The organism is Sphingomonas sp. PP-CE-1G-424 (genome assembly GCF_004341085.1).
Classification (GTDB): domain Bacteria; phylum Pseudomonadota; class Alphaproteobacteria; order Sphingomonadales; family Sphingomonadaceae; genus Sphingomonas.
In genome coordinates, this window is sequence record NZ_SLXW01000001.1 from 345,454 (window position 1) to 369,778 (window position 24,325).

General features: G+C 66.2%; 20 protein-coding genes. 4 read left to right on the forward strand and 16 right to left on the reverse strand.

The annotated features are described in order from the left end of the window. The first annotated feature begins 20 nt into the window (after positions 1-20). Positions 21-938: a LysR family transcriptional regulator gene (locus C8J43_RS01655; RefSeq protein ID WP_133029993.1), complete on the forward strand. Its 918-nt coding sequence runs from the start codon at positions 21-23 to the stop codon at positions 936-938. Positions 939-987: 49 nt separating this feature from the next. Further along, on the forward strand, positions 988-1,305 hold the full coding sequence (locus tag C8J43_RS01660; protein WP_056055194.1) for a hypothetical protein: 318 nt from the start codon (positions 988-990) through the stop codon (positions 1,303-1,305). A gap of 123 nt (positions 1,306-1,428) precedes the next feature. On the opposite strand, the gene C8J43_RS01665 is transcribed toward C8J43_RS01660, so the two are convergent. From C8J43_RS01665 to C8J43_RS01680, 4 genes are all read right to left on the reverse strand, one after another. Further along, positions 1,429-2,511 carry an acyl-CoA dehydrogenase gene (locus tag C8J43_RS01665; protein WP_133029477.1) on the reverse strand — a complete coding sequence of 361 codons (1,083 nt, stop codon included), beginning with the start codon at positions 2,509-2,511 and terminating at the stop codon, positions 1,429-1,431. Positions 2,512-2,515: 4 nt separating this feature from the next. Beyond that, positions 2,516-3,712: an acyl-CoA dehydrogenase family protein gene (locus tag C8J43_RS01670; protein ID WP_133029994.1), complete on the reverse strand. Its 1,197-nt coding sequence runs from the start codon at positions 3,710-3,712 to the stop codon at positions 2,516-2,518. 224 nt (positions 3,713-3,936) lie between these two features. Next, entirely contained in the window at positions 3,937-5,475 is a 1,539-nt protein-coding gene (locus C8J43_RS01675; protein WP_243645364.1) for an alginate export family protein, read from the reverse strand. A 52-nt stretch (positions 5,476-5,527) separates the two neighbouring features. Then, positions 5,528-6,799 (reverse strand): dicarboxylate/amino acid:cation symporter, encoded by a 1,272-nt coding sequence (locus tag C8J43_RS01680; protein WP_243645417.1) that lies wholly within the window; start codon positions 6,797-6,799, stop codon positions 5,528-5,530. 279 nt (positions 6,800-7,078) lie between these two features. Here C8J43_RS01680 and C8J43_RS01685 point away from each other — a divergent pair, with 279 nt between their 5' ends. Both C8J43_RS01685 and C8J43_RS01690 read left to right on the forward strand, forming a co-directional pair. Further along, positions 7,079-8,863, forward strand: coding sequence for an ATP-binding protein (locus tag C8J43_RS01685; RefSeq protein ID WP_207893308.1), 1,785 nt, complete (start codon positions 7,079-7,081; stop codon positions 8,861-8,863). After that, positions 8,860-10,197 (forward strand): sigma-54 dependent transcriptional regulator, encoded by a 1,338-nt coding sequence (locus C8J43_RS01690; RefSeq protein ID WP_133029479.1) that lies wholly within the window; start codon positions 8,860-8,862, stop codon positions 10,195-10,197. The genes C8J43_RS01685 and C8J43_RS01690 overlap by 4 nt, the downstream gene beginning before the upstream one ends. 94 nt (positions 10,198-10,291) lie before the next feature. Here the strand turns inward: C8J43_RS01690 and C8J43_RS01695 are convergent, their stop codons facing one another. The 12 genes from C8J43_RS01695 to gnd form a co-directional block, all read right to left on the reverse strand. Beyond that, complete coding sequence (locus C8J43_RS01695; RefSeq protein WP_207893309.1) at positions 10,292-11,350, reverse strand: AbrB family transcriptional regulator; 1,059 nt, start codon at positions 11,348-11,350, stop codon at positions 10,292-10,294. Continuing rightward, positions 11,347-12,009, reverse strand: coding sequence for a hypothetical protein (locus C8J43_RS01700; RefSeq protein ID WP_133029481.1), 663 nt, complete (start codon positions 12,007-12,009; stop codon positions 11,347-11,349). The genes C8J43_RS01695 and C8J43_RS01700 overlap by 4 nt, the downstream gene beginning before the upstream one ends. Next, entirely contained in the window at positions 12,006-13,298 is a 1,293-nt protein-coding gene (locus C8J43_RS01705) for an Hsp70 family protein (RefSeq protein WP_133029997.1), read from the reverse strand. The genes C8J43_RS01700 and C8J43_RS01705 overlap by 4 nt, the downstream gene beginning before the upstream one ends. Positions 13,299-13,526: 228 nt before the next feature. Further along, positions 13,527-16,781: a PAS domain-containing protein gene (locus tag C8J43_RS01710; RefSeq protein WP_121905212.1), complete on the reverse strand. Its 3,255-nt coding sequence runs from the start codon at positions 16,779-16,781 to the stop codon at positions 13,527-13,529. A 54-nt stretch (positions 16,782-16,835) separates the two neighbouring features. Beyond that, complete coding sequence (locus C8J43_RS01715) at positions 16,836-17,306, reverse strand: YaiI/YqxD family protein (RefSeq protein WP_133029482.1); 471 nt, start codon at positions 17,304-17,306, stop codon at positions 16,836-16,838. Between the two features lie 221 nt (positions 17,307-17,527). Next, positions 17,528-19,297 carry a DEAD/DEAH box helicase gene (locus C8J43_RS01720; RefSeq protein ID WP_133029483.1) on the reverse strand — a complete coding sequence of 590 codons (1,770 nt, stop codon included), beginning with the start codon at positions 19,295-19,297 and terminating at the stop codon, positions 17,528-17,530. A gap of 56 nt (positions 19,298-19,353) precedes the next feature. After that, entirely contained in the window at positions 19,354-20,526 is a 1,173-nt protein-coding gene (locus tag C8J43_RS01725; RefSeq protein ID WP_279388820.1) for an NAD(P)/FAD-dependent oxidoreductase, read from the reverse strand. Positions 20,527-21,054: 528 nt separating this feature from the next. Continuing rightward, positions 21,055-21,237, reverse strand: a complete 183-nt coding sequence (locus C8J43_RS01730) for a hypothetical protein (RefSeq protein ID WP_055881387.1) — start codon at positions 21,235-21,237, stop codon at positions 21,055-21,057. Then, on the reverse strand, positions 21,237-21,704 hold the full coding sequence (locus C8J43_RS01735; RefSeq protein ID WP_133029484.1) for a GreA/GreB family elongation factor: 468 nt from the start codon (positions 21,702-21,704) through the stop codon (positions 21,237-21,239). The genes C8J43_RS01730 and C8J43_RS01735 overlap by 1 nt, the downstream gene beginning before the upstream one ends. Before the next feature lie 4 nt (positions 21,705-21,708). Beyond that, the gene (locus C8J43_RS01740) at positions 21,709-22,452 is read right to left on the reverse strand and encodes an HAD-IIB family hydrolase (RefSeq protein WP_056055166.1); all 744 of its coding nucleotides are present in this window, start codon (positions 22,450-22,452) and stop codon (positions 21,709-21,711) included. Next, positions 22,449-23,261 carry a Cof-type HAD-IIB family hydrolase gene (locus C8J43_RS01745; RefSeq protein ID WP_207893310.1) on the reverse strand — a complete coding sequence of 271 codons (813 nt, stop codon included), beginning with the start codon at positions 23,259-23,261 and terminating at the stop codon, positions 22,449-22,451. The genes C8J43_RS01740 and C8J43_RS01745 overlap by 4 nt, the downstream gene beginning before the upstream one ends. Positions 23,262-23,269: 8 nt before the next feature. Beyond that, positions 23,270-24,253: a phosphogluconate dehydrogenase (NAD(+)-dependent, decarboxylating) gene (gnd, locus tag C8J43_RS01750; protein ID WP_133029486.1), complete on the reverse strand. Its 984-nt coding sequence runs from the start codon at positions 24,251-24,253 to the stop codon at positions 23,270-23,272. Positions 24,254-24,325 lie beyond the last annotated feature (72 nt).

A 24,325-nucleotide genomic window follows, 5' to 3' on the forward strand; every position in this document is an offset into this window, starting at 1 on the left:
CAGCATGGGGTGAGGCGTTCATGGATTGGGACGACGTCCGGTATTTCCTCGCTCTGGCGCGCACGCACAGGCTCGGGCCAGCCGCGAAACTGCTCGGGCAAGACGCGACGACGGTCTCGCGACGGCTGCAACGGCTCGAGCGGCGACTCCAGACGACGTTGTTCGAGCAGACCGTGGCCGGCTACGCGCTGACCGAACGCGGCGCGGCGTTGCTCGACCATGCCGAGACGATGGAGGCGTCCGCGCTCGGGATCCAGGAAGTGGTTGGCACTGACGCGGGCGTGCTCGCGGGGCCGATCCGGCTGAGCGTCTCGGAAGGCTTCGGCAGTCGTATCCTCGCGCCGCGGCTCGCGTCGTTCACCAACCAGCATCCGCGGATCGCCGTCGACCTGATCGCGTCGACCGGCTTCCTCAATCCCTCACGGCGAGAGGCGGATATCGCGGTGATGCTCGCGCGTCCGAAGAGCGGCCCGCTGGTAGCGCGGAAGCTGACCGACTATCACCTCGGCCTCTACGCGCATCCCGATCATCTCGCGCGGACGGGGCCGATTGCGACCACCGCGGACCTGATGCGGCACCGCCTAATCGGGTACGTGCCCGACATGATCTACGCGCCCGAGCTGCGCTATCTAGCGGAGATCGACGGCCGGCTCGATGCCTCGATCCGCAGCTCGAGCATCGTCGCGCAGGCCGAGCTGATCGCGGCAGGAGCGGGCTGCGGGATACTCCCATGCTTCATCGGCGACCAAATGCCAGGACTGGTGCGCGTGCTGCCCGAAGCGGTGGATATCCAGCGCTCGTTCTGGCTCGTCGTCCACCGCGACGTCCGGCGGATCGCGCGGATCGATCGGTTCATCGGCTGGCTGGACGCGACCATCGGCGAGTTGAAGCCGCTGATGCTGGGCGGCGCCTCCCGCTCGTTTGCCGCGCCGGAGTGACGCACCTATAGCGCGCGGCGGCGGCATTCCGCTCGTCCGGAGTAACAGCGTGACCCCGACCCTGTACCACAAGATGATCGACTGGATCGGCGACGGCACCGGACTGCCCGACACGATCCTCCATATCCATGCCGGCATGGCGTTGCTGATGCTCGCGCGACTGGTGACGCGACGGTCGTTCGGCACGTTCATTCCGTGGTGGGTGGTCGTTGCCGGCGAGGCGTTCAACGAGATCATGGACCGCCTGACGTTCGGGTCGTGGAGGTGGGAGGATACCTCGCTGGATATCCTCAACACGCTGCTGTGGCCGACGGTGATCTGCCTCGGCGTGCGGCTGCGACCGATGATCGGGAAGCGCCGGCGATAACGCGCGTCATCCCCCCACCGTCATCCTAACGAAAGTCAGGACCCAGAGCCACAAAGGACGACGCCCGTAACCCTGGGCCCTGACTTTCGTCAGGGTGACGGAGCGCGGGATGATGACGGGCGCTCAGCCCAGCGCGATGTAGCGTTGGAGGTGATGGTCTTCGTCGCCGAGCTGGTGGTCGATCATCACCAAGCGCTTGGCATAGTGCGACACCGCGTATTCCCACGTCATGCCGATGCCGCCGTGGAGCTGGATCGTCTCCTCCGCGACGAGCGCGCCGGTACGCCCGATCGTGTATTTCGCCGCGGCCAAAGCCCGCTCGCGCGCCTTCGCATCGTCGCCATCGAACGCCGACGCGGCGTTGATCACCGCGGAATGCGCCTGTTCGATCTCAAGCAACACCGTCGCCATGCGGTGCTGGAGCGCCTGGAACTTGCCGATCGGCACGCCGAACTGCTTTCGGTCGCGGAGATAGCCGAGCGTCGCCTCCTTGACGAACTCCATCGCACCGACCGCTTCGGCCGACAGCGCGATCAACCCCGCCCCGACCGCCGCATCGACGATCGCCTGCCCCTGCCCTTCGCCCCCGACACGCGCATCGGCGCCGAGCGTCACGTTCTCGAACGTCACGTCCCCGGCCGCACCACCCTCGACGACGTTGAAGCTGCGGACCGACACCCCAGCCGTATCCGCGGGTACGAGCAACACGAGCGGATCGCCGTCCTGCTCGGCTGTCACGACGAACACCGATGCGGCGCCGGCCTGCGACACGACGGCCTTCGTCCCGTTCAACGTCCAGCCATCGCCGCTCTTCGTAGCCGTCACCGGCGTCGCGCCATCCTCGTGCGCGAACGCAGCGATCATCTCGCCGGACACGATCCCGGCAAGCGTCTCGTCATGTCCGCCGGCCTTCGCCAGCGCACGCCCCGCCATTAGCGCACCGAGGAACGGCTCGACCACCAGCGCGCGGCCGAGCGCCTCGAACACGACCATGATGTCGAACCCGCTGCCCCCGAAGCCGCCCGCCGCCTCGTCGAACAGCGCGGAGACGATGCCGAGTTCGCTTAACTGCTGCCAGACCGCTGGATCGTATCCCGCCTCGCTGTACGCGCCCGCGTTGCGCGTCTCGATCGGATAGCCGTCGCGCAACGCCCGGACGAGCGTGTCGGCGAGCATGCGGCGGTCGTCTGTGTGTTCGAAGTTCATGGTATCACAGACCCAGGATGGCTTTGGAGATGATGTTCTTCTGGATCTCGTTCGACCCGCCGAAGATCGAAAGCTTTCGGTTGTTGAAATAGCTCGGCGCCGCCATCGCCGCGTCCTCTGGCCCGACATCCTCGCCGTTCCACCCAGCCTCCAGAGCTTCGGGTATGTAGGGCGCCGCGTACGAGCCGTAGGCACGACGCGTCAGCGAGGTGATCTCCTGGCGAATCTCGGTGCCCTTGATCTTGAGCATCGAACTCTCCGCACCGGGCGCACCGCCACCCGCGACCGCCGCGAGCACGCGCAGGTTGGTCGTCTGCATGTTCGCCAAGTCGATCTCGACCCGCGCCATCCGCGCCGCGAACAACGGATCGTCCGCCAGCGAGCGCCTGCCCTTCTTCTGCATCTGCGCGACTTCCTTCAACCGCTCGAACGACGCGATCGAGAAGCCGACGCCGGCGATGTTGGTCCGCTCATAGGTCAGCAGGTACTTTGCGTAGGTCCAGCCTAGATTCTCTTCGCCAACGAGGTTCGCCACCGGCACCTCGACATCGGTGAAGAACACCTCGTTCACCTCCTGCTCGCCGTCGATCAGCGTAATCGGGCGGACCTCGATGCCGGGCGACTTCATGTCGATCAGCAGGAACGAAATGCCCTCCTGCTTCTTCGCGGTCGCGTCGGTACGGACGAGGCAGAAGATCATGTCGGCATGCTGGCCGAGCGTCGTCCAGGTCTTCTGGCCGTTGACGACATAAACGTCGCCGTTACGAACTGCTGTGGTCTTGAGACCGGCCAGATCGGAGCCGGCGCCCGGCTCCGAATACCCCTGGCACCACCAGTCGGAGCCATCGAGGATCCGCGGCAGCCACTGCTTCTTCTGCTCTTCGGAACCGTATTTGATCAGCACCGGGCCGAGCATGTTGACGCCGAACGGGACGACGCGGGGCGCATGCGCGAGCGCAGACTCATTGTCGAAGATGAACCGCTGGATCACGCTCCAGCCCGGACCGCCCCACTCCTCGGGCCAATGGTTCGCCAGCCAGCCGCGCTCGTTGAGGATCGCGTGCCATTCCTCCATGTCCGACTTGCGCAACCGCTTGCCCTCGCGAACCAGCGTCGAGAGACGCGCGGGAAGTTTGTCGCGAAAGAACGCGCGGACTTCCTCGCGAAAGGCTTCTTCCTCGGGCGTGAAGCTGAGATCCATGGCCATGTGACTCCTGATGTTGGAGCCTGTGTGCCACAGTCGATCGTGGAATTGAAGGACCGGTATGGTCCGAAACGAAGAAAACGCAGTGCCGAACGACGCAGGTTAATCCGGGCGGTATCGCCGCCCCACCCTCGTCATACCGACGAAAGTCAGGACCCAGGGTCACAGGCGCTGACGGCCTTGGCTCTAGGCCCTGACTTTCGTCAGGATGACGGAGCGGATCAGAACCGGTAGCTGATCCACCCCGCCAGGAAGTCGGAGTTCTTGTACCCCGCATTCGTCAGCGCAGGCCCCGCGATCAGATGCTCGTAGCGCCCGGTGAACGACAGCCGCGAGGTGAACGGGTACACCGCCTGGAATCGCAGCGTATCGGCGATCTTCTTGCCCCCGAAATTCTGCGTGCCTGCAAACGCCGAGCCGTTCGCGCGGTACACCGCATCGCTCGTCGTATCGCGCCATGAACGTTGATATTCCGCGGTCAGCCGCAGCTTGTCGAAGACGCTGAACGTCACGTTCGGCGCCAGCGCGATCAGGTTGGTCGGCGTCGCGAACAACTGATAGCTGTAGTAGATGTTGTTACCGAACGGCGCGAGCGAGTTGCGCAGCGTGCCCTTGCCATAGGCACCACCACCGCTGGCATAGTCCGCGTGGAAACCGACGCGCGGCGCGGACTTCCCCTCGCCGAGCTTGTAGGTCTGCGCCAACAGGATCAGCCACGCCTTGATCGAGCGGTTGTCGTAACTGCCGCCCTGGTAATTGATCGTCCAGTCGAGATTGACCGGCCCGGCATCACCCCAGATATGCATGCCGTAGAAGTTGCGGACTTCGCGCGCATTGTCGGTACCCCACACTGCTGCCCGGTTGCGCAAGCGCCAGAGGAACGGATCTACGTACAGTTTCGACCCGCCGAACAGCGTTTCCGGCACGACGATGCCCGTCGAGATGCCTGAGAACCGCCGTGCGCTCTCCGCATTGTCGTCCTGAGTACCGCCATTGCCATAAGCGGTCGGCTTGAAGTCGAACACGTCGGCACGGACGCCGGCGGTGCGAGCCCACGCGCGGAAGCCGTTGAAGCCGAAGAACAACGTGTTGTTGTCACGCGGCACGACCAGCAGGTTGGGACCGTCCGCAAATGTCTGGCGACCATAGCGCACGCCGACATCGACATCGGCGACCGTCCCCGTCAGGTCGACGAACGCCTGCTGTACGGCCAGCTTGTTGCGCAGGTTCGGCAGCGCGGTGCCGAGATTCCGCCCTTCCAGAGTACCGTGCGCTAGCTCGCCGTAGAAGCGCAGATGCTTGCCGACATGCAGGTCGGCGCCACCGAACAGGCGGAGAATGTCCTGCCGCTGCGCCTCGGCATCGCGCAGATTGGGGTTGGTCGTCTCATTGACGCGGAACCGCGCCTCGCCCGACAGCGTCAGATAGACGTCGCCATCACCCGCGATCGAGATGAACTTCAACTGGTCGACGATGTCCTTGCGCTTCTTCGGATCGCGCAGCTTCGACCAGTCCTCCGCCCAGCGCGACTGATTGTAACCACCCGCCGTCACGCCGTCGCCGATCGCGGCATTGGGATAGCTCTCGGCGATCGGCGAGGCTTCGGCGGTGCTCGACACGTCCTTGGCGCCGATATTGGCCTGCCGTGACGGCGGCGCCTCGGCCTGTGCGGTGGCGACATTCGCGAACGCGAAGATCGAGAGCGCAGACGTGGCAAGGCCAGCCGCGTGCCGCAAGCGGCGCATCGTCATCGAGGTCATAAGCAAGTTCCGGTACTGGCGAACGGGGACGGACTGGCCGTCCCCGCCGGCATCAATGGGCGGTAGCAGCGGCGGGGATTGCCGCCGGCACGAACTCGGGAAGCTTGCCCGACAGCGCAGCATCGAGCTTGTCGCGGTCGAGGGCGCCCTCCCAGCGGGCGACGACGATCGTCGCGACCGCGTTGCCGATGAAGTTGGTGAGACTGCGGCACTCGCTCATGAAGCGATCGACGCCGAGGATCAGCGCCATGCCGGCAATCGGCACGGTCGGCACGATTGACAGTGTCGCGGCCAAGGTGATGAAGCCCGCGCCGGTAACGCCCGCCGCACCCTTCGACGAGATCATCGCGACGACCAGCAGCAACAGTTCCTGGCCGAGCGTCAGATGCGTGTTGGTCGCCTGCGCGATGAACAAGGCCGCCAACGTCATGTAGATGTTGGTACCGTCGAGGTTGAACGAATAGCCGGTCGGCACGACCAGCCCGACGACCGACTTCTCGCAGCCTGCCGCTTCCATCTTCTGGATCAGGTTCGGCAGCGCGGCTTCCGACGACGAGGTGCCGAGGACCAGCAACAGTTCCGCCTTCAGATAGCGGATCAGCTTGAAGATCGAGAAGCCGGTCAACCGTGCGACGGTGCCGAGGACGACCACCACGAATAGCGCCGCGGTCAGATAGAAGGTCGCGACCAGCGCGCCGAGATTGGCAAGGCTGCCGATCCCGTATTTGCCGATCGTGAACGCGATCGCACCAAACGCGCCGAGCGGGGCCGCGCGCATCAGGATGCCGACCAGCTTGAAGACGATCAGGCTGAGGCGCTCGAGGAAGTTCAGCACGGGCTTGGCAGGCTCGCCGACCAGGCTCAGCGAGATACCGAACAGGATCGCGACGAGCAGGATCTGGAGGATGTTGCCCTCGGTGAACGCGCTGACCATCGTGTCCGGGATGATGCTCATCAGGAACCCGGTGATCGTCGTCTCGTGCGCCTTCACGGTGTAGTCGGCGATGCCCTTGGTATCGAGCGTGGCAGCGTCGATGTTCATCCCCGCGCCCGGCTGGACGACGTTGGCCACGATGAGCCCGACGATCAGCGCCAGCGTCGAGAAGAACAGGAAGTAGGCGAACGCCTTGCCCGCGACGCGGCCGACCGAGCCGAGCTCCTTCATTCCCGCGATGCCGGTAACGAGCGTCAGGAAGATCACCGGTGCGATGATCATCTTCACCAGCTTGATGAACGCGTCGCCGAGCGGCTTCAGCGCCGCGCCGTACGTCGGATAGAAATGCCCGAGCGCCGCGCCGAGCGCGATCGCGATCAGGACCTGGATATAGAGCTGGCCGCTCCAGCGCTTCCGCGCGGGCGTTTCCGCGACGCCATATGTCTGGGTGGGTAGGGTCAACATCGCCTCCTGCTATCCTCGTCCACTCACGCGGGACGTTATGTGCGACGGTAATGCCGGGCCGAACCCAGGACTACAAGAGCAGCGCCTTCAGCACCTAAAACGTTGGTTTTTAGCCTTTTATCAGCATACCCATTGTTCGGACGTGTGGAAATCGCCGCGTTTCATCGATGGCGCGGCCGCCGGGTGTGTGATAATCCGCACAAAATGACGCGACTCCGATCTCCCCTTTTCGTCACGGCGTTGACGGTGCTGATGGCGTTCGCGGCGCTCGGCGTGATTGTCGCGGGAGTCGCCTCGATCTACGGCCAGCGCGCCGCCGAAGACGCGCGCGCAGGTGTTCGGATGCGCGCGGTCCAGCAGACCCGCAGCAACCTTCGCCTGCTCGAAGCGGAGCTGCAGACCTATCGCCTGTTGCCGATCATGCTCGGCGAATACCCCGACGTCCGGGCAGCACTCGCTTCGGGCAAGGTCGACCCGGCGCTCAACACCAAGCTCGCGCTGCTGGCGGAGCGGACCGGCGCCCCGGTGATCTACGCGCTCGATACGCAGGGCATGACGATCGCCGCCTCGAACGCCGGCCGCCCCGACAGCTTCCTCGGCCACGACTACCGGTTCCGCGACTATTTCACCAAGGCGATGGCGTCGGGCGCGACCGAGTTCTTCGCACTCGGCAGCGTCAGCGGGCGTCCCGGCCTGTACCTGTCACGACGGATCGACCGCGCCGGTCGGCCACTTGGCGTGGTCGTGGTCAAGGTCGAGTTCGAGAAGATCGCGCGCGCGTGGATCCAGGACCGGATGGCGACCTTCGTCACCGATCCCGACGGCGTCATCCTGATCTCCAGCGATCCGAAACTCGAATTTCGGACCACCCGCCCACTCTCGCGTTCGCGTCGCGCCGAGCTGGTCGAGACGCGCCAGTTCGGGACGTCGCCACTGGCCCCCGCCCCACTGACGCTTGCCAAGGGGATGTCCCGGCTGCCCGACCGATCGCCCGCGATCACGGTGTCGCTGCCGGTACCGATCTCGGGCTGGCGGCTGGTGCATATGGAGCCGCTCGACGCCGCCCTGCGCACCGCCGCGGCACGCACGCGCTGGGCCACCGCGATTGCCGCGATACTGACGATCGCGGCCATGCTCGGCGCGTGGTGGCTGTACGAGCGACGCAAGCGCAACGTCGGCGCGCGCGCGGAACTGGAGGCGGAAGTCGCGCGCCGCACCGCCGAGCTCCGCGCCACCGCCGACCGTCTCCAGATCGAGGTCGAGCAGCGCGAGGCGTCCGACCAGCGCTTCCGCCAGGCGCGCGAGGAATTGGCGCACGCCAACCGCGTCGGCTCGATCGGCACGATCACCGCCAGCGTCGCGCACGAAATCAACCAGCCCGTCGCCGCGATCCGCACCTTCGCCGACAATGCCGCCGCCTTCCTGGACCGCGGCGAACCCGCGCGCGCGGCAACCAACCTCCAGTCGATCGTCGACCTCACCAGCCGGATCGGCACGATCACCGCCGGGCTCAGGCGCTATGCCCGGCGCGGCGCAGGATCGATCGGCCCGGTTGCGCTCGACGAAGCGATCGACGGCGTCCGACTGCTGATCGGCGACCGCTTCCGCGCCAAGGGCGTGACGCTCGACCTGCCGAACGGTCCCGAGGCGCGACTGACGGTGATCGCCGGCCGCGTCCGCCTGGAGCAGGTCCTGGTCAACCTCCTCCAGAACGCGCTCGACGCGGTCGCCGACGGCCGCGACGCCCGCGTCAGCGTGACGGTCGGACGGAAAGGCCGCGACGTCGTGCTGACCGTCGCCGACAACGGCCCCGGCATTGAGGCCGACATCGCCGACCACCTCTTCACCCCGTTCGCGACGAGCAAGAAGGACGGCCTCGGGCTCGGCCTCGGCATCGCGCGCGACATCATGACCGAGTTCGGCGGCACGCTCGACCTCGTCCCCGCTCCAGAAGGCGCCATCTTCCGTATGATCCTGGTGAAGGCATGAGCGAACAGGCGGTGTTGCTCGTCGACGACGACGACGTGTTGCGCGGTGCGCTCGAGCAATCGTTCGAACTCGCCGGCATCGCAGTGATCGCCGAGCGCGACCCGACCGTCGCGCTCGCCCGCGTGACCGCCGGGTTCGACGGCGCGGTGGTGTCCGACATCCGCATGCCGAAAATGGACGGCCTCGAACTCTTCCGCCGGATCGCTGCGATCGACCACGAAATCCCGGTGCTGCTGATGACCGGCCACGGCGACGTCGCGATGGCGGTCGCCGCGCTGAAGAACGGCGCGTTCGACTTCATCCCGAAACCCTTCGCCACGGACCACTTGATCGCCGGCGCGCGCCGGGCGCTCGAAATGCGCCGCCTCGTCCTCGACAATCGCCGCCTCCGCGCTGCGGCGGAGGAAACGATCGGCGCCGAACCGCTGATCGGCGAGACCCCGGTGATGGTCCGCCTGCGCGAAACGATGCGGCAGATCGCGCAAGCCGATATCGACGTGTTGGTCGAAGGCGAGACCGGCACCGGCAAGGAACTCGTCGCGGTCCTGCTCCACCGCTGGAGCAACCGCCGCTCGCGCCCGTTCGTCGCGGTCAACTGCGCCGCGCTACCCGAGGCGGTCGCGGAGATCGAGCTGTTCGGCCACGACGGCGACTCCCGCCTGCCCCGCACCGGCCGGATCGAGGCCTCGAACCGCGGCACGCTGTTCCTCGACGAGATCGAGAGTACGCTCCCTGCGTTCCAGGCAAAACTGCTCCGTGTGCTGGAAGAGCGCGAGGTAATGCCGGTCGGTGGCGACCTCCCGCGTGCGCTGGACCTGCGCGTGATCGCCGCCGCCAAACCCGGTCTCGAACAGGCGGTCGAGGAAGGCCGGTTCCGCGCCGACCTCCTCTTTCGCCTCGATGCAGTACGCCTGCGCATCCCGCCGCTGCGAGAGCGCCGCGACGACATCCCGCTGCTGTTCGGTCACCTGCTTCACCAGGCGGCAGAGCGGTTCGGTCGCGAGGTCCCGACGATCGACACCGCGACGCTAGCGTATCTCGGTCAGCACGACTGGCCCGGCAACGTCCGCGAACTCGACAACCTCGCCAAGCGTCTCGTGCTCCGAGCCGAGGCGGAAGAGGCGGTCGACGAGGACAGCGACATCCCCCTTCCCGCCCGCGTAGACAAGTTCGAGGAAGCGACGATCCGTGCCGTGCTCCAACAGGTCAGCGGCGACGTGCGGTCTGCGCTGGCGGCGCTCGGCATCCCGCGCAAGACGTTCTACGACAAGCTCAAGCGTCACGAGATCGATGTCGAGGCGTATCGCCCGGCCAAATCTCTCCCGTCATCCTGACGAAAGTCAGGACCCAGAGCCACGACCGCTACCCCCTGTAACCCTGGGTCCTGACTTCCGTCAGGATGACGACGGTATATGTGGCCCCGCCGCGCTAAGTCGGAATGACCGGCGGCGGCACACCGCCCTGCCGCGTAGCCACGAACTTCGCCAGCGGTGGCCCGATCAACAGCACCCCCAGGAACCGCAAAACCTGCAACGCCATCACGAACGGCACATCGACCGGACTCGACGCAGCAATGATCGCGACCGAATCCATCCCGCCCGGGCTCGTCGCCAGATACGCGGTAACCGGATCGATCCCCCACCAGCGCGTCAACGCCGCCGCGATCCCGCCGCAGAACGCGATCAGCAGCGCCACCGACAGCAGGATCCGCGGCATCGCCTTCCCCGCCACCCGCAACGTATCGCGCGTGAACGACAGCCCGATCCGCCACCCGACCACCGCATAGCTGATCGCGAGCAGCCACTGCGGCAACACTGGCTGCGCGACGCCGGTGACATTGAGCGCCGCCCCCGCCACCAGCGACCCAAGCAGCGCGCCGGCGGGAAGCTTCAGCACGACCCCTACCCCAGCGCCGACACCGGCAATCGCGATCGTCCGCAGCACTGCGACCGGATCTACGGACGCGAACCACGTGGTCGCGACATGATGCCCGCTCCCGCCACCGACCATCACCGCCGCCAGCACCGACGCGACCACCGCCACGCTCACCACCCGCGTGTATGTCATCACCGCGACCAGCCGCGAATCCGCGCCGTAGGCCTGCGCCATCAACACCATCGCGCTCGCAGCGCCCGGCGTCGATCCCCACACCGCGACGGTCCCCGGCAACACCTGCCACCGGCTTAGCAAATACCCGAGCACGCTGCTCGCCGCGAGCGTGACGAAATTGACCATCAGGAACACCGGCCAGTGATCCGCCACCGTCGCGACGATCCCCGTGGTGATCGACCCCGCAATCAAAGTCCCGACCGCCGCCTGCGCCCCGCGAAACGCCGACGTCGGCACGCTCAGCGACCACCCCCGCACCGCCAGCACGACCGCGGCTACCATTGGCCCGAGCAGCAACCCCGCAGGCAGCCCGACGACTTCGAGCAGCGCGGCGATCACCGCCGACAGCGCGATCAAGACGGCCCAGCGCCAGATCACGGCTTGGTGGCGAACCAGATCGTGTGCCGCGCGCCGCCCTTCCGCGTCGCCCGCGCGATCACTTCGTCGACTGCAAAACCGGCCTCAGCAAGGCGTGTGGCGAACGGCTTGCTCGGCGCTGACGACCACACGGCGAGCACCCCGCCCGGCCGCAAAGCCGCCCGCGCCAGAGACAACCCACGCGCGCCGTAAAGCCGATCGTTACCTGGCCGCGAAATTCCGTCCGGACCGTTATCGACGTCGAGCAGGATCGCATCCCACCCGCCCTCGCCGATCGCCGCGGCGACGTCGCCCTCGAAAACCCGGGTCCGCGGATCGGTCAGGCTGTCGCCATGCACCGCCGCCATAGGCCCGCGCGCCCATTCGATCACCGCCGGCACGATCTCCGCCACAACCACCTCCGCGTCAGGCCCAAGCCGCGCCAAGGCCGCACGGAGGGTAAACCCCATCCCAAGCCCGCCAATCAGCATCCGCACGCCCGGCCGCCCACCGATCCGGTCGCACGCCTGCTCCGCCAGCGCCTCTTCCGACCCGCTAAGCCGACTGTTCATCAACTCGTTCGCGCCGAGCATGATCGAGAACTCTGCGCCACGTTGCAGCAAGCGAAGCTCGCCACCACCCGGCACCTGCGCCGTCCCGAGCAGAACCCTCGGGATCATGCCGACCAAGCCGCAATGTCGTCCTGCTCGCCGATCAGCGCGAGCCCGTGCGCGATCGAAGTCAGTTCGCCACCGCTCATGATCGCCGCCTCGCCGAACCGCTCGACGAATATCCGGCGGATGCGCGGGATCAGCGACGACCCGCCAGTCAGGAACACCCGGTCGATCTCGCCGCCACCGACGTTGGCGACCTCCAAGGCCCGGTCGACCGCCGCCTCGATCCGCACCACGTCGTCGGCGATCCAGCCTTCGAACTGCGCCCGCGTCACATCCGCCTCGATCTCCAGCCCCGCGCCCGCGAAGTGGAAATGCGCGTCCTCACCACTCGACAGCGCGCGCTTGAGCGACCCAACCGCGTCGTACAGCGGATAGCCAAGTTCGTTCTCGATCACCGCGATCATCCGCCCGATCGCGTCGGGATCCACGGCCGTCTTCTGCAACCGCTCCAGCTCGGTCATCGTCTTGCGATTGCGCATCAACGCCAGCCGCGACCAGTCCGCAAAATCGGCGAAATACGCGCGCGGAATCTCCAGCTCCTTGCCGAACGACTTGTACGCGCCGCCCTTGCCGAGCATCGGCAGCACGAGCCGGTCGAGGATCCGGTAATCGAACCGATCCCCCGCGATCCCGACACCCGCATGCCCGAGCGGCGTACACCGCCGCGCCGCCCCCGGCTCGGCAACGCGCACCACGGAAAAGTCGCTCGTACCGCCACCGAAATCCGCCACAAGGATCGTCGCCGGCTCGGTCAACCGCGTCGCATAGCTGTACGCCGCACCGAGCGGCTCATAGACGTAATGGATCTCCGCGCCGAAGCCCTTGAACATCGCATCATACCGAGTCCGCGCCAGCGCTTCGTCGGGCCGCGCGCCGGCATATTCGACCGGCCGCCCCACCACGATCCGGTGCGGCCGCGTGTCGAGCTTGCCGCCTGCGTGCGAAATCAGCTTTTCGAGGAACAGCTGGCCCATCTCCTCGAAGCGATAGCGCTTGTCGAAGACCGACGCCTGCTCGAACGTCTTCATCGCCGCGACCGACTTGAACGACTGGATGAACCGGCTGTCGAGCGGATACTCCATATATTCGGCGATCGCCCACGGCCCCGCATCCGACGCGAGCCCCTTGCCGCTGTCGTCCTGCCAGAAGCACAGCGCCGAGCGAAACACCGGGCTCGTCTCGGCAGGGGCGGCGAACGTCACCAGCTCCGGCGAACCGCCTTTGGTCCCCAGCGCCACGACGCTGTTGGTCGTGCCGAAATCCAGCCCCAAAGCGGGGCCGCCAGCGTCCATCTGCATGCGTCGTCCTTCAATGAACGCGCGCCTATGCCGATGCGGAGAGCGGGATGGCAACCGGTAAAGTCGTTTTTGGATACCAGACGGGACCAATTTATCCCGTCATTCCCGCGGAGGCGGGAACCCATATTGGCTGGCCAACGTGCTATCCACCGACGCTCGAGGATAGCGATCCTCGCCTGCGCGGGGTGACGGATATTGGCGGAACCGGGGTGGCAAGCCTCGCTACCGCCCGATCATCGCACGGATCCGGTTGGCCAGCACGTCCAGCGCAAACGGCTTGGTGATCATGTCCATCCCCTCGCCGAGGAAATCGCCGCGCACCGCCGCCTTCTCCGCATAGCCCGTCACGAACAGCACCTTGAGTCCCGGCCGATGCACGCGCGCGATCTCGGCGACCTGCCGGCCGTTGATCCCCGGCAGGCCGACATCGCTGACGAGCAGATCGATCCGCTGCTCGCTTTCCAGGAACGGCACCGCCGCCCGCCCGTCCGCGGCCTCGAGCACGCCGTACCCCAGTCCCTGCAACACATCGACGATCAGCATCCGCACCGCCGGATCGTCCTCGACCAGCAGCACCTGCTCGCCGTCGGCACGCGGCAGCTCGGCATCGGCGATCTCGACCGGCGCCTCCACCGTGCCGCGGAACCGCGGCAGGTACAGCTTGACGGTCGTGCCCTGCCCTTCCTCCGAATAGATCCGCACATGGCCGCCGGATTGCCGCGCGAAACCGTAGATCATCGACAGGCCGAGCCCGGTGCCCTGCCCGATCGGCTTGGTCGTGAAGAACGGATCGAACGCCTTGGCAATCACCGATGCGCTCATGCCCGTGCCGGTGTCCGACACGCCGATCACGACGAAATCGCCCGGCTCGAGGTCTTCGATCGTCTCGGTATAATGTGCGTCGAGATGCGCGTTCTCGGTCTCGATCGTCAGCAGGCCACCCTCGGGCATCGCGTCGCGCGCGTTGATAGCCAGGTTGAGCAGCGCGCTTTCGAGCTGGTTCGCGTCGGTATGCGCCGGCCAGATCCCCGGCGTGCGCCGCACCTCCAGCCCAGCATTCTCGCCGAGCGTCCGCCGCAGCAGATCCTCCATCCCGTCGACCAGATCGCCAACATCGACTGCCTTCACATCGAGCGACTGGCGCCGCGAGAACGCCAGCAGGCGCTGCGTCAGGCCGGCGGCACGGTTCGCCGACACCGTCGCCGCCTCGATATACCGATCGACGCGCTCATGTCGGACCTCGGGAAGATTGCGGCGGACCATGTCGAGCCCGCCGATGATCCCCGTCAGCATGTTGTTGAAGTCGTGCGCGATCCCGCCGGTGAGCTGGCCGACCGCCTCCATCTTCTGCGCCTGGCGGAGCGCATCCTCGACGCGCGCGAGCCGGGCTTCGTTCTCCTTCTCCTCGGTGATGTCGCGGCCGACCGCGTTGATCATCCCGTCGCCCGGCTGCGCGGCCCAGCTGATCCAGCGGTAACTCCCGTCCTTGCAGCGATAGCGATTGTCGATCCGCGTGATGATCTGACCGCGCGCGATCCCCGCCGCGCCCTCGCTGGTATGATCCACGTCGTCGGGATGGAGCAGCGCGAACAGCGGCCGACCGATGATCTCCTCCATGTCCCAGCCGAGCATCTCGGTCCAGGCCGGGTTTACCGCGACGATCGTACCGTCATATTCCGCGCGCAGCATGATATCGGTCGACAGGTCCCACAGCCGGTCGCGGTCCGCCTTCGATGCCACGACCGCCTCTTCGAGCCCCTCGTTGACCGCGCGCAGCTGTCGCTCGACGGCCTTGCGCGCGGACTGGTCGAGCAGCGCGCCGATCATTCGCAGCGGCTGGCCGGCTTCATCGCGGATCAGATAGCCGCGGTCGAGCACATCGGCATAGTGGCCGTCGGCGCGCAAAAACCGGTATTCCTCGGTCCATTCGGTGCCGCCGCCGTCGATCACCGCATGGATGCTGCGATCGATCCGCCCCCGATCCTCGGGATGGATGTGGTCGATCCACCAGTCGCCGGTCGGGTCGACGCTCGCAAGATCATGGCCATAGGCCGTCGTCAGCGCCTCGTTCCACAACACGTAATTGCGGCGCAGATCCCAGTCCCAGATCGCGTCGTTGGTCGCGCGGGCGGCGAGGCGCAGCCGTTCGCTCGTCTCGCGAAGCGCCGCCTGCGCCTGCCGATCGCGCGAGACGTCCTGCACGGTACCGATCAACCGGATCGGCGTGTCGTCGTCGAAGAACGCGGCACCGTGCGCCGACACATGACGCTCCACGCCGTCCTCCTGCCCGATCGTGCGGTATTCGGCCTCGAACGTGCGCGTGCCCTGCGGATCGAGCGACGCTAGGACCGCGGCATTGGCGGCGACCCGGTCGTCGGGATGGAGATTGGCGAGAAAGGACGACGCATAATCGACCGGCTTGCCCGGCGAGATCCCGAACAGCGCGCGGCAGCGGTCGTCCCAGGTCAGCGTGCCCTCGATCGGCCGATAGTCGAACCGGCCAAGCTGCGCGACCCGCGTCGCCAGCTCGAGTTCGTTCTGGCTTTCGGCGAGCGCGATATCCTTGCGACGACGCTCGCTGATATCATTGAACAGCACCGCGACCCGGTTGGTCCCCGACTCATCGACCCGGTAGGCGTGGACATCGTACCAGCGTCCGTCGAACGCTTCGACATGATCCTCGAACCTGGCGGGTTCGCCGGTGGTCGCGACCCGCGCGTAGATCGCGTACCATCGTTCCTCGAGATCGGGCACGAGATCGCGCATCCACTTGCCGACGACGTCGCTGAGCCCGGTCTCGCGCTCGAACGCCGCGTTGGTCTCGATGAACCGATAGTCGACCGCGCGCGCGCCCTCGAAAGCGAGTTCGATCAGGCAGAACCCGGCGTCGAGCGAATTGAACAGCGACCGGAAGCGTTCTTCGCTCGCCTTCAGCGCAACATCGGCACGACTCCGCTCGACCGCGTCCGAAGTCCGCAGCGCGACGTCCTCGACCAGCGCGATATCGGCGGGCGTCCAGATCCGCGGGGCGGGTTCATGTACGTACAGGATCGCAGTCAGTTCGTCGTGCCGCACGAGCGGAAACACGATCAGCGCGCACGCCCCGATGCTCGTCCACGCCGCGCCGTAATCGGGATCGCTCGATCGCGGATCGGTATGGCAATCGTCGACGATCACCGTCTTGCCCGCACGCAGATCGTCGAGCAGCCCCGTACCGAACGCACTGAGCAGACGCGTTTCGCCCGCCAGGCTGTGCAGCGCACCACTCGTCCAGTCGCCCGCGATATGCATCGCCGTGCCGTCGGGCACCACTTCGCCATAGCCGCACCGGGCCACGCCGAGATGCGACCCGAGCGTCGCCGCGGCGGCCGCCATGATCAGGTCGGGGCCGTCAAGCCCGCGCAGCAGATCGACCAGGGCCAGCTGAAACGCCTGCCGTGCCAGCAATTCGTCACGGTCGAGAAGATGCGATTGCATGCTGGGATACCTGCCCAAACCGCTCCGATAAGTCGAGCGATAGAAGCGGTATGGCTAGCGCCGCTTCAGCCGCACGAGCGCGGCATCGAGCGCGGATAGGAACGCGGAACGGTCGGCCTTGGAGAACGGCGCGGGGCCGCCGATGATGTCGCCACCCGCGCGAAGGTCGGCCATGATCGCGCGGGTCGCGATCGCGCCGCCGATCGAGCTGGTGGTGAAGGGCTTGCCGGTGTTGGCGAGCACGGTCGCGCCGGCCTTCACGCAGCGGTCGGCGAGCAGGATGTCGGCGGTGATCACGACCGACGTCGCATCGGCCTGTTCGGCGATCCAGTCGTCGGCCGCGTCGAACCCGTCGCTGACGACGACGCGGGAAATCAGCGGATGGACGGGAATGCGAAAATGGCTGTTCGCGACGATCGTCACGGGGACTTCGTGGCGCCACGCCACCTTGTAGATTTCGTCTTTGACGGGACATGCGTCGGCATCGACGAGGATGCGGATCGTGCTGGAAGATACGTTCGTCATCGTACACATCCCAAACCGCCCCGCTCATTCCCGTCATCCTGACGAAAGTCAGGATCCAGGATCAAGCAGGGCGGCGTTCGTTACTCTGGATCCTGACTTTCGTCAGGATGACGGAGTTCTGGAGGCAGTCAGTCCCCCCCGTTCGCCCTGAGCGAAGTCGAAGGGTGTGCCCCAAACGGGGATGCTTCGACTTCGCTCAGCACGAACGGAAGGTAGGTCCCTCAGCTACGCTCGCGGTTACCGCGGTACGGCGGCTTCCGCGCGGGAGCCGGACCGCCACGCGGTGCCGCACGGTGCAGCGTCGAGCGCGGACCGCTCGCATTGCTGCGACCACCGCCACCGCTATCATGCCGAGCACCGCTCTCGGGCGCACCCTGCATCGCCTCGATCGCCACGCCGCTTTCTTCCTCGCCAGCCTGTGCCGTACGCTGGATCGCCGCCGAGAACCGCGACGCCACAGCGCGCGGGATCTCGAACGCCGTCTCGTTCGGCCCGATGCGGATCGCACCGATCTCGGACTTGGTGATGTGCCCGCGACGGCAGATCAGCGGCAGGATCCAGCGCGGATCGGCGTTCTGGCGACGACCGATGTCCATGCGAAACCAGACGGTGTCCTCGAAGCCCGCGCGCGGACCCTGCGAACGCTCGTCCTGAGTCGGCTGCTTGCTCTGGTCGATCAGGTCCTCGGCCTGTGGCATCGTCGCGCGGTGCATGTGAACCAGTGCCGCAGCGATATCCTCCGGGGTCTTCTCGGCCATCAGGCGGACGGCGAGCGCGCGATCCTCCTCCTCGACCTCGACCGGCTGCAACAGCATGCCGATCAGGCGCTCGTGATCGTTCTTGCGGATGTCCTCCGCGGTCGGGGCGTTGACCCACTCCGCGTTGATCTTGGCACCACGGAGCATCATCTCGACGCGACGGCGACGCGGGAACGGCACGATCAGGACGGCCGTGCCCTTCTTGCCCGCACGACCGGTACGACCCGAGCGATGCTGAAGCGTCTCGGCATCGCGCGGCAGCTCGACGTGAACGACGAGGCTGAGCGTCGGCAGATCGATACCGCGAGCCGCAACGTCCGTGGCGACGCAAACACGCGCGCGACGGTCACGCAGCGCCTGAAGCGCGGCGTTACGCTCGTTCTGCGAATGCTCGCCCGACAGTGCCACGGCGGCGAAGCCACGCTCGACCAGGCTCGCGTGCAGATGACGCACGTTATCGCGCGTGGCGCAGAACAGCATCGCCGTTTCCGCCTCGTGGAAGCGCAGCAGGTTGATCACCGCATGCTCGATCTCGGACGGCGAGACCGTGACGGCCTGGTACGAGATGTCGCCATGACCGCGATCCTCGCCGACGGTCGAAATCCGCAGCGCATCCTTCTGGTAACGCTTGGCGAGCGCGACGATCGGCCGCGGCATCGTCGCCGAGAACAGCAACGTGCGACGCGCTTCCGGCGACGCGTCGAGGATCTGCTCGAGGTCTTCGCGGAAGCCCATGTCCAGCATCTCGTCGGCCTCGTCGAGCACCGCGACCTTCAGGGCCGACAGGTCGAGCGCGCCACGCTCCAGGTGATCGCGCAGACGACCCGGGGTGCCGACGACGATATGCGCGCCGTGTGCCAGCGAACGACGCTCCTTGGAGGCGTCCATACCGCCGACGCAGGTCGAGATGCGCGCACCGGCCTTGGCATAGAGCCACATCAGCTCGCGGCTGACCTGGAGCGCGAGCTCGCGAGTCGGCGCGATGCAGAGGACGAGCGGCTTGTGCGGCGCGGGCAAGCGCTGGACGCCGTCCTCGCCGGCTTCACCGAGCAGTTCGCCGGCCATCGCCAGGCCGAACGCGACGGTCTTGCCCGAGCCAGTCTGCGCCGACACGACGAGATCGCGACCGATCGCATTGTCTTCGATCACGTGAGCCTGCACGGGGGTGAGCGCGGTATAGCCGCGCGCTTCGAGCGCCTCGGAAAGAAGCGACGGAATATTTGTAAAAGGCATGTACGTCCTAATTGGTGGCCGGCTTACGCAACGGCAAGGCACTGGCGTGGTGGTCCCTACAGGACTTGACCCGCGGCCCACCCGCTCGCCCATGCCCATTGGAAGTTGTAGCCGCCGAGCCACCCTGTGACATCGACCGCTTCGCCGACTGCATACAGCATTGGTACGCGTTTGGCTTGCATTGTTTGCGATGACAGTTCCGCGGTGCTGATTCCGCCCGCGGTGACCTCGGCCTTGGCATAGCCTTCTGAGCCATTCGGCGTGAATTGCCAATGACTTAGCGCCCGCTCGGCGTCCTGGAGCTTGCGGTCGGTGAGCGTGGAAATCTCGCTCGTCATCCCCAATCGCTCGCTCAAAGTCTCCGCGAGTCGGTCCGGGAGCGTGCCGCCGAGCAGTTTCCGCAGAGTCGCGCGCGGCGTGGTACGCTTGGCGGCGGGGAGCCAGCCGGACTCGCGATCGGGCAGGAAATCGATCCCGACGGGCTGGCCGTTGCGCCAATAGGACGACACTTGCAGGATCGCGGGGCCGGACAGGCCGCGGTGCGTGAACAGCGCGGCTTCGCGGAATGCGGTCTTTCCGGCGGTCGCGACGACTTCGGCAGCGACGCCGGACAGTTCGCGGAACAGCGTCTCGTCGCCGCCGAGCGTCAGCGGGACGAGCGCGGGGCGGGGCTCGACGACCTTCAACCCGAACTGCCGCGCGAGATCATAGGCGAACCCGGTTGCGCCCATCTTCGGGATCGACGGGCCACCGGTCGCGATGACCAAAGCGGGCGCAGTGACGGTGCGGCCGTCGAGCGATACGCGGTAGCGACCGTCTGCGTGGTCGACTCCGGTGACCGCGCGGCCGAGCGACAGGTCGACGCAGCCCTTGTCGCATTCGTCGAGCAGCATCTCGACGATCTGTCGGGCCGAACCGTCGCAGAAGAGTTGGCCGAGCGTCTTCTCGTGCCAGGCGATCCCGTAGGATTCGACGAGCGCGAGGAAATCCTGCGCGGTGTAGCGGCCAAGTGCGGACTTGGCGAAATGCGGGTTGGCGGAGATGTAGCGGTCGGCGGCGGTGTGGACGTTGGTGAAATTGCACCGCCCGCCGCCGGAGATCAGGATCTTCTTGCCGGCTTGCTCGGCGTGATCGACGAGCAGGATCTTCCGGCCGCGCTGACCTGCGACGGCGGCGCACATGAGGCCGGCGGCGCCTGCGCCGAGGATGATCGCGTCGTATTCGGACAAGTGTAGCTCCGTGCGGCGTCGGTCAGCAGCCGCTAATTAATAGTGTTTCCCCGCGAAGGCGGGGACCCAGACTGGGCTCCCGCCTTCGCGGGAGAACAAGAAGGGGTGCTCGCTGTAGTCGGTTCGAGATCTATTATATAGGTGGCGCCTGCATATCGGGGCGGCCACTCCATCACACCAACACCACCCCGGCGAAGGCCGGGCCCCAATTGGGGGACGGCAATGACGCACGTCGCGCGTCGTTACTCCGACCTTTCCAATTGGGCCCCGGCCTCCGCCGGGGTGGTACCATTCGGGCGGGGGTGGTGCCTATTGCGATGGCGCCATTCGCGGTGGCGCCTCTTGGATTGGCGCCAGATGGAGGAGTAATAGCCTCCCACCGACCGGCAGAGCACAATAACGCTACCCCCTTCTACTCCCTCTCCCCTCCGGGGAGAGGGTCGGGGTGAGGGGCCGCCAAGCAGTGCATCGTCCAGAACAGCCCCTCACCCAACCCTCTCCCCGGAGGGGAGAGGGCTCTTTTTCACCTCACCGCAGCTTAGCGATATTCAGCGAATCCTCCTTCGCCCGAACCTTCACCGACTCCTCGCTCCGAGTCAGCGCCTTGGCAATCGCCTTCAACGCCATGCCCTTCTTCGCCAGCGTATGCAGTTTCTGGATCTCGTCCTGCGTCCACGCCTGACGGTGCCGTTCGAATTTCGCTTCAGCCATCAGCCGCCATCCTTGTCGATCGCCAGAACCTCGATCGCGTCCGCCTTGTCCGCGAACGCGACTGTCTCGCCAACCGCCGCGCCCATCAGCGCACGCGCCAACGGTGCCGAGAACGCGAGCCGGTCCTCGCCGGGCTCAGCCTCGTCACCACCAACGATAGAAATAACCCGCTCAACCCCGTTCATCCGAACGCGAACGCGCGAGCCGATCCCGACCTCGTCCTCCTCGGGCAAAGGCGCAAGTTCGGCAGTCGTCTGGCGCGTGTGCCAATAGCGCAGGTCGCGCAACAGCAGCTTGCGCGCCTCCTCGTCCCTCTCCGCCCCAACCGCAGCCTCGATCTCGGTCACCCGCTCGCCAAGCAACCGCAACCCCCGCGCCGTAACCAGATTAGGCCCCGGCGCGATCGGCTGTTCGAACTTGGGTTCGAGATGTTCCTCGTCACTCTCGCGACGGAAGGCGACGCTCATGCCCTTACTTCAGGCACGCGACGATTCCAGCGATCGCCGCCAGCGTGCCGTCGACGTTCTTCACCTTCACGACGTCCAGCCCAAGCTGCTCCGCCGGATAGTCATTCCCGCCCGGGAAGATCGCGTCGCCGATGAACATCATCTTGTCGAGCGCGATGCCGCTCGCCTCGTTGAGCTTCTTGAGACCATACGCCTTGTCGACACCCTCACGCGTGATGTCGATCGAGGTCGCGCCGCCCATGTTGATCGACAACCCCGGCAGGCGCTTCTGCAGATCCGCCTGGATCACCTTGCGCTTGGCGAAGTCCGGATCCCAGCTGTGCTTGGCATCGATCGGCGCTTCCTGGCCGAGTGCCGAGAACGTGATCTGGCTCCCACGATCCTCGATCCGCTCGCCCCAGGTCTTCTCCGGCACGAAGCCGGTCGCCTCGAGCGACTCGTCGAACGCCTTCAGGATCTTCTGCTTCTCGTCGTCCTCGAACAGTTCGGCATACACCGCGCGCCATTCGCCATCGAACCGGTACAGCTTGGTGCCGGTGGTCGGCATCAGCCACAGCTTGGTGCGATCGGCCCGCTCGGGCAGACGCGACGCGACCTGCTTCTCGAACTGCGGCCAGTCGCCACCCGAGATCACCGCGACATGCGCGACGTCGAGCAGGTTCGCCAACGCCTCGCCCATCGGCTCCTGCAAGGGCTGCTTGCTCTCGGCAAGCGTTCCGTCGAGGTCGAAGGCAACGAGGTCTTTCATGCGGAAACTCCGGTAAGGATAAATTTGTCGATCGCGTGGGCGACGCCGTCGGCATCGTTCGCGCTGGTAATCTCGTGCGCGACGTCGCGAACAGTCTGTGGCGCATTGCCCATCGCGATCGCCAGCTTGGCGCGCTTGAGCATCGCGATGTCGTTGGCCTGATCGCCGATCGCCGCGGTCTGCGTCAAGCTGATGCCGAACGCGTCCGCCAGTTCCTCGATCCCGCTGCCCTTGTTCCCGGCCACCGGCGTGATGTCGAGATAATAGGTCTGCGACTGGACGATCGTCGCCTGCGTATCGAACTTCGCGGCGACCTTTGCATGCAGGTCGCGCAACAGGTCTTCATCATCGCTGACGAACGTCACCTTGTCCGCCTTGGCGAGCAGGTCGGTGAAGTCTGAGACGATCACCGGGTCCTGCGCGGAGGCCTTCTTCTCGCTGCCGACATGCCCGCCCTGGTCGGTGCTGGCGTACCAGACGTCGTCCGCGAAGAACCACGTGTCGACCGGCGCATCGCCGACGATCTCCATCGCGCCGCGGACGACGTCGACGTCGATCATGTGGTGCTCGATCACGGTGCCGTCGCGCTTGAACACGATCCCGCCGTTGAACGCACCCATCGGCTCGTCGATGCCGAGCAGGTCCGCGATCGGCATCATCCCCGAGCGCGGCCGTGCGCTGATGATCGTGAAGCCGAGGCCAGCCGCCTTCAACCGCTTGACCGCATCGACGGTCGCCGGCGTGACCTTCTTCTCCTTGTCGACGAGCGTGCCGTCGACATCGGAGACCAGCAGCTTGATATCGCTCATGCCACCACTCACTGCGGCATCTCGACATGACCGCCAAAGCCGAAGCGCATCGCCGACAACAGCTTGTCGCCGAACGTGTGGTCCACCCGGCTGCGATAGCGCGCGAACAGGGCAGCGGTCAGCACGTTGGCCGGCACCTTCTCCTCCATCGCCGCGTCGATCGTCCACTGGCCTTCACCCGAGTCCGCGACGCTGCCGCTATAGCTTTCGAGCTTGCCGTCCTTGGCAAGAGCGCTCGCCGAGAGGTCGAGCAACCACGATGTGATCACGCTGCCCCGACGCCACACTTCGGCGATGTCGACGAGGTTGAGGTCGAACCGCTCCTCCTCGGCGACATGCTCGCCCGACTTGCCCTTGAGGATGTCGAAGCCCTCGGCATAGGCCTGCATCAGGCCATATTCGATGCCGTTATGGACCATCTTGACGAAGTGGCCCGCGCCCGGAGGCCCGGCATGGATATAGCCCTCTTCCGCGCGCGGATCGGCGACGTCCTCGACACGGCCCGGCGTGCGGACGATCTCGCCGACGCCCGGTGCGAGCGTCTTGAAGATCGGATCGAGATAATCGACCGTGTCCTTTTCGCCGCCGATCATCATGCAATAGCCGCGTTCGAGGCCCCACACGCCGCCCGACGTGCCGACGTCGACATAGTGGATGCCCTTCTCGGCCAGTTCCTTGGCGCGGCGGACGTCGTCCTTGTAGAAGCTGTTGCCGCCGTCGATGATGATATCGCCCGCGGACGCCTTCTCCGCGATCGCCTGGACGGTCTGCTCGGTCGGCTCGCCCGCCGGGACCATGACCCACCAGATCGCCGGGGTGTCGAGCTTCTCGCGCATGTCGTCGAGCGAGTCCGCCCCGATCGCGCCGTCGGCGGCGAGCTTCTTCACGGCTTCGGCATCGCGGTCGAACGCGACGACCTCATGGCCGTTCTTCATCAACCGGCGCGCGATGTTGCCGCCCATCCGGCCGAGGCCGATCAGTCCGATCTTCATGGTAAAATCCTTGTCTTCTCCCTCTCCCCTCCGGGGAGAGGGTCGGGGTGAGGGGCAGTTCCAGGCGGAGGC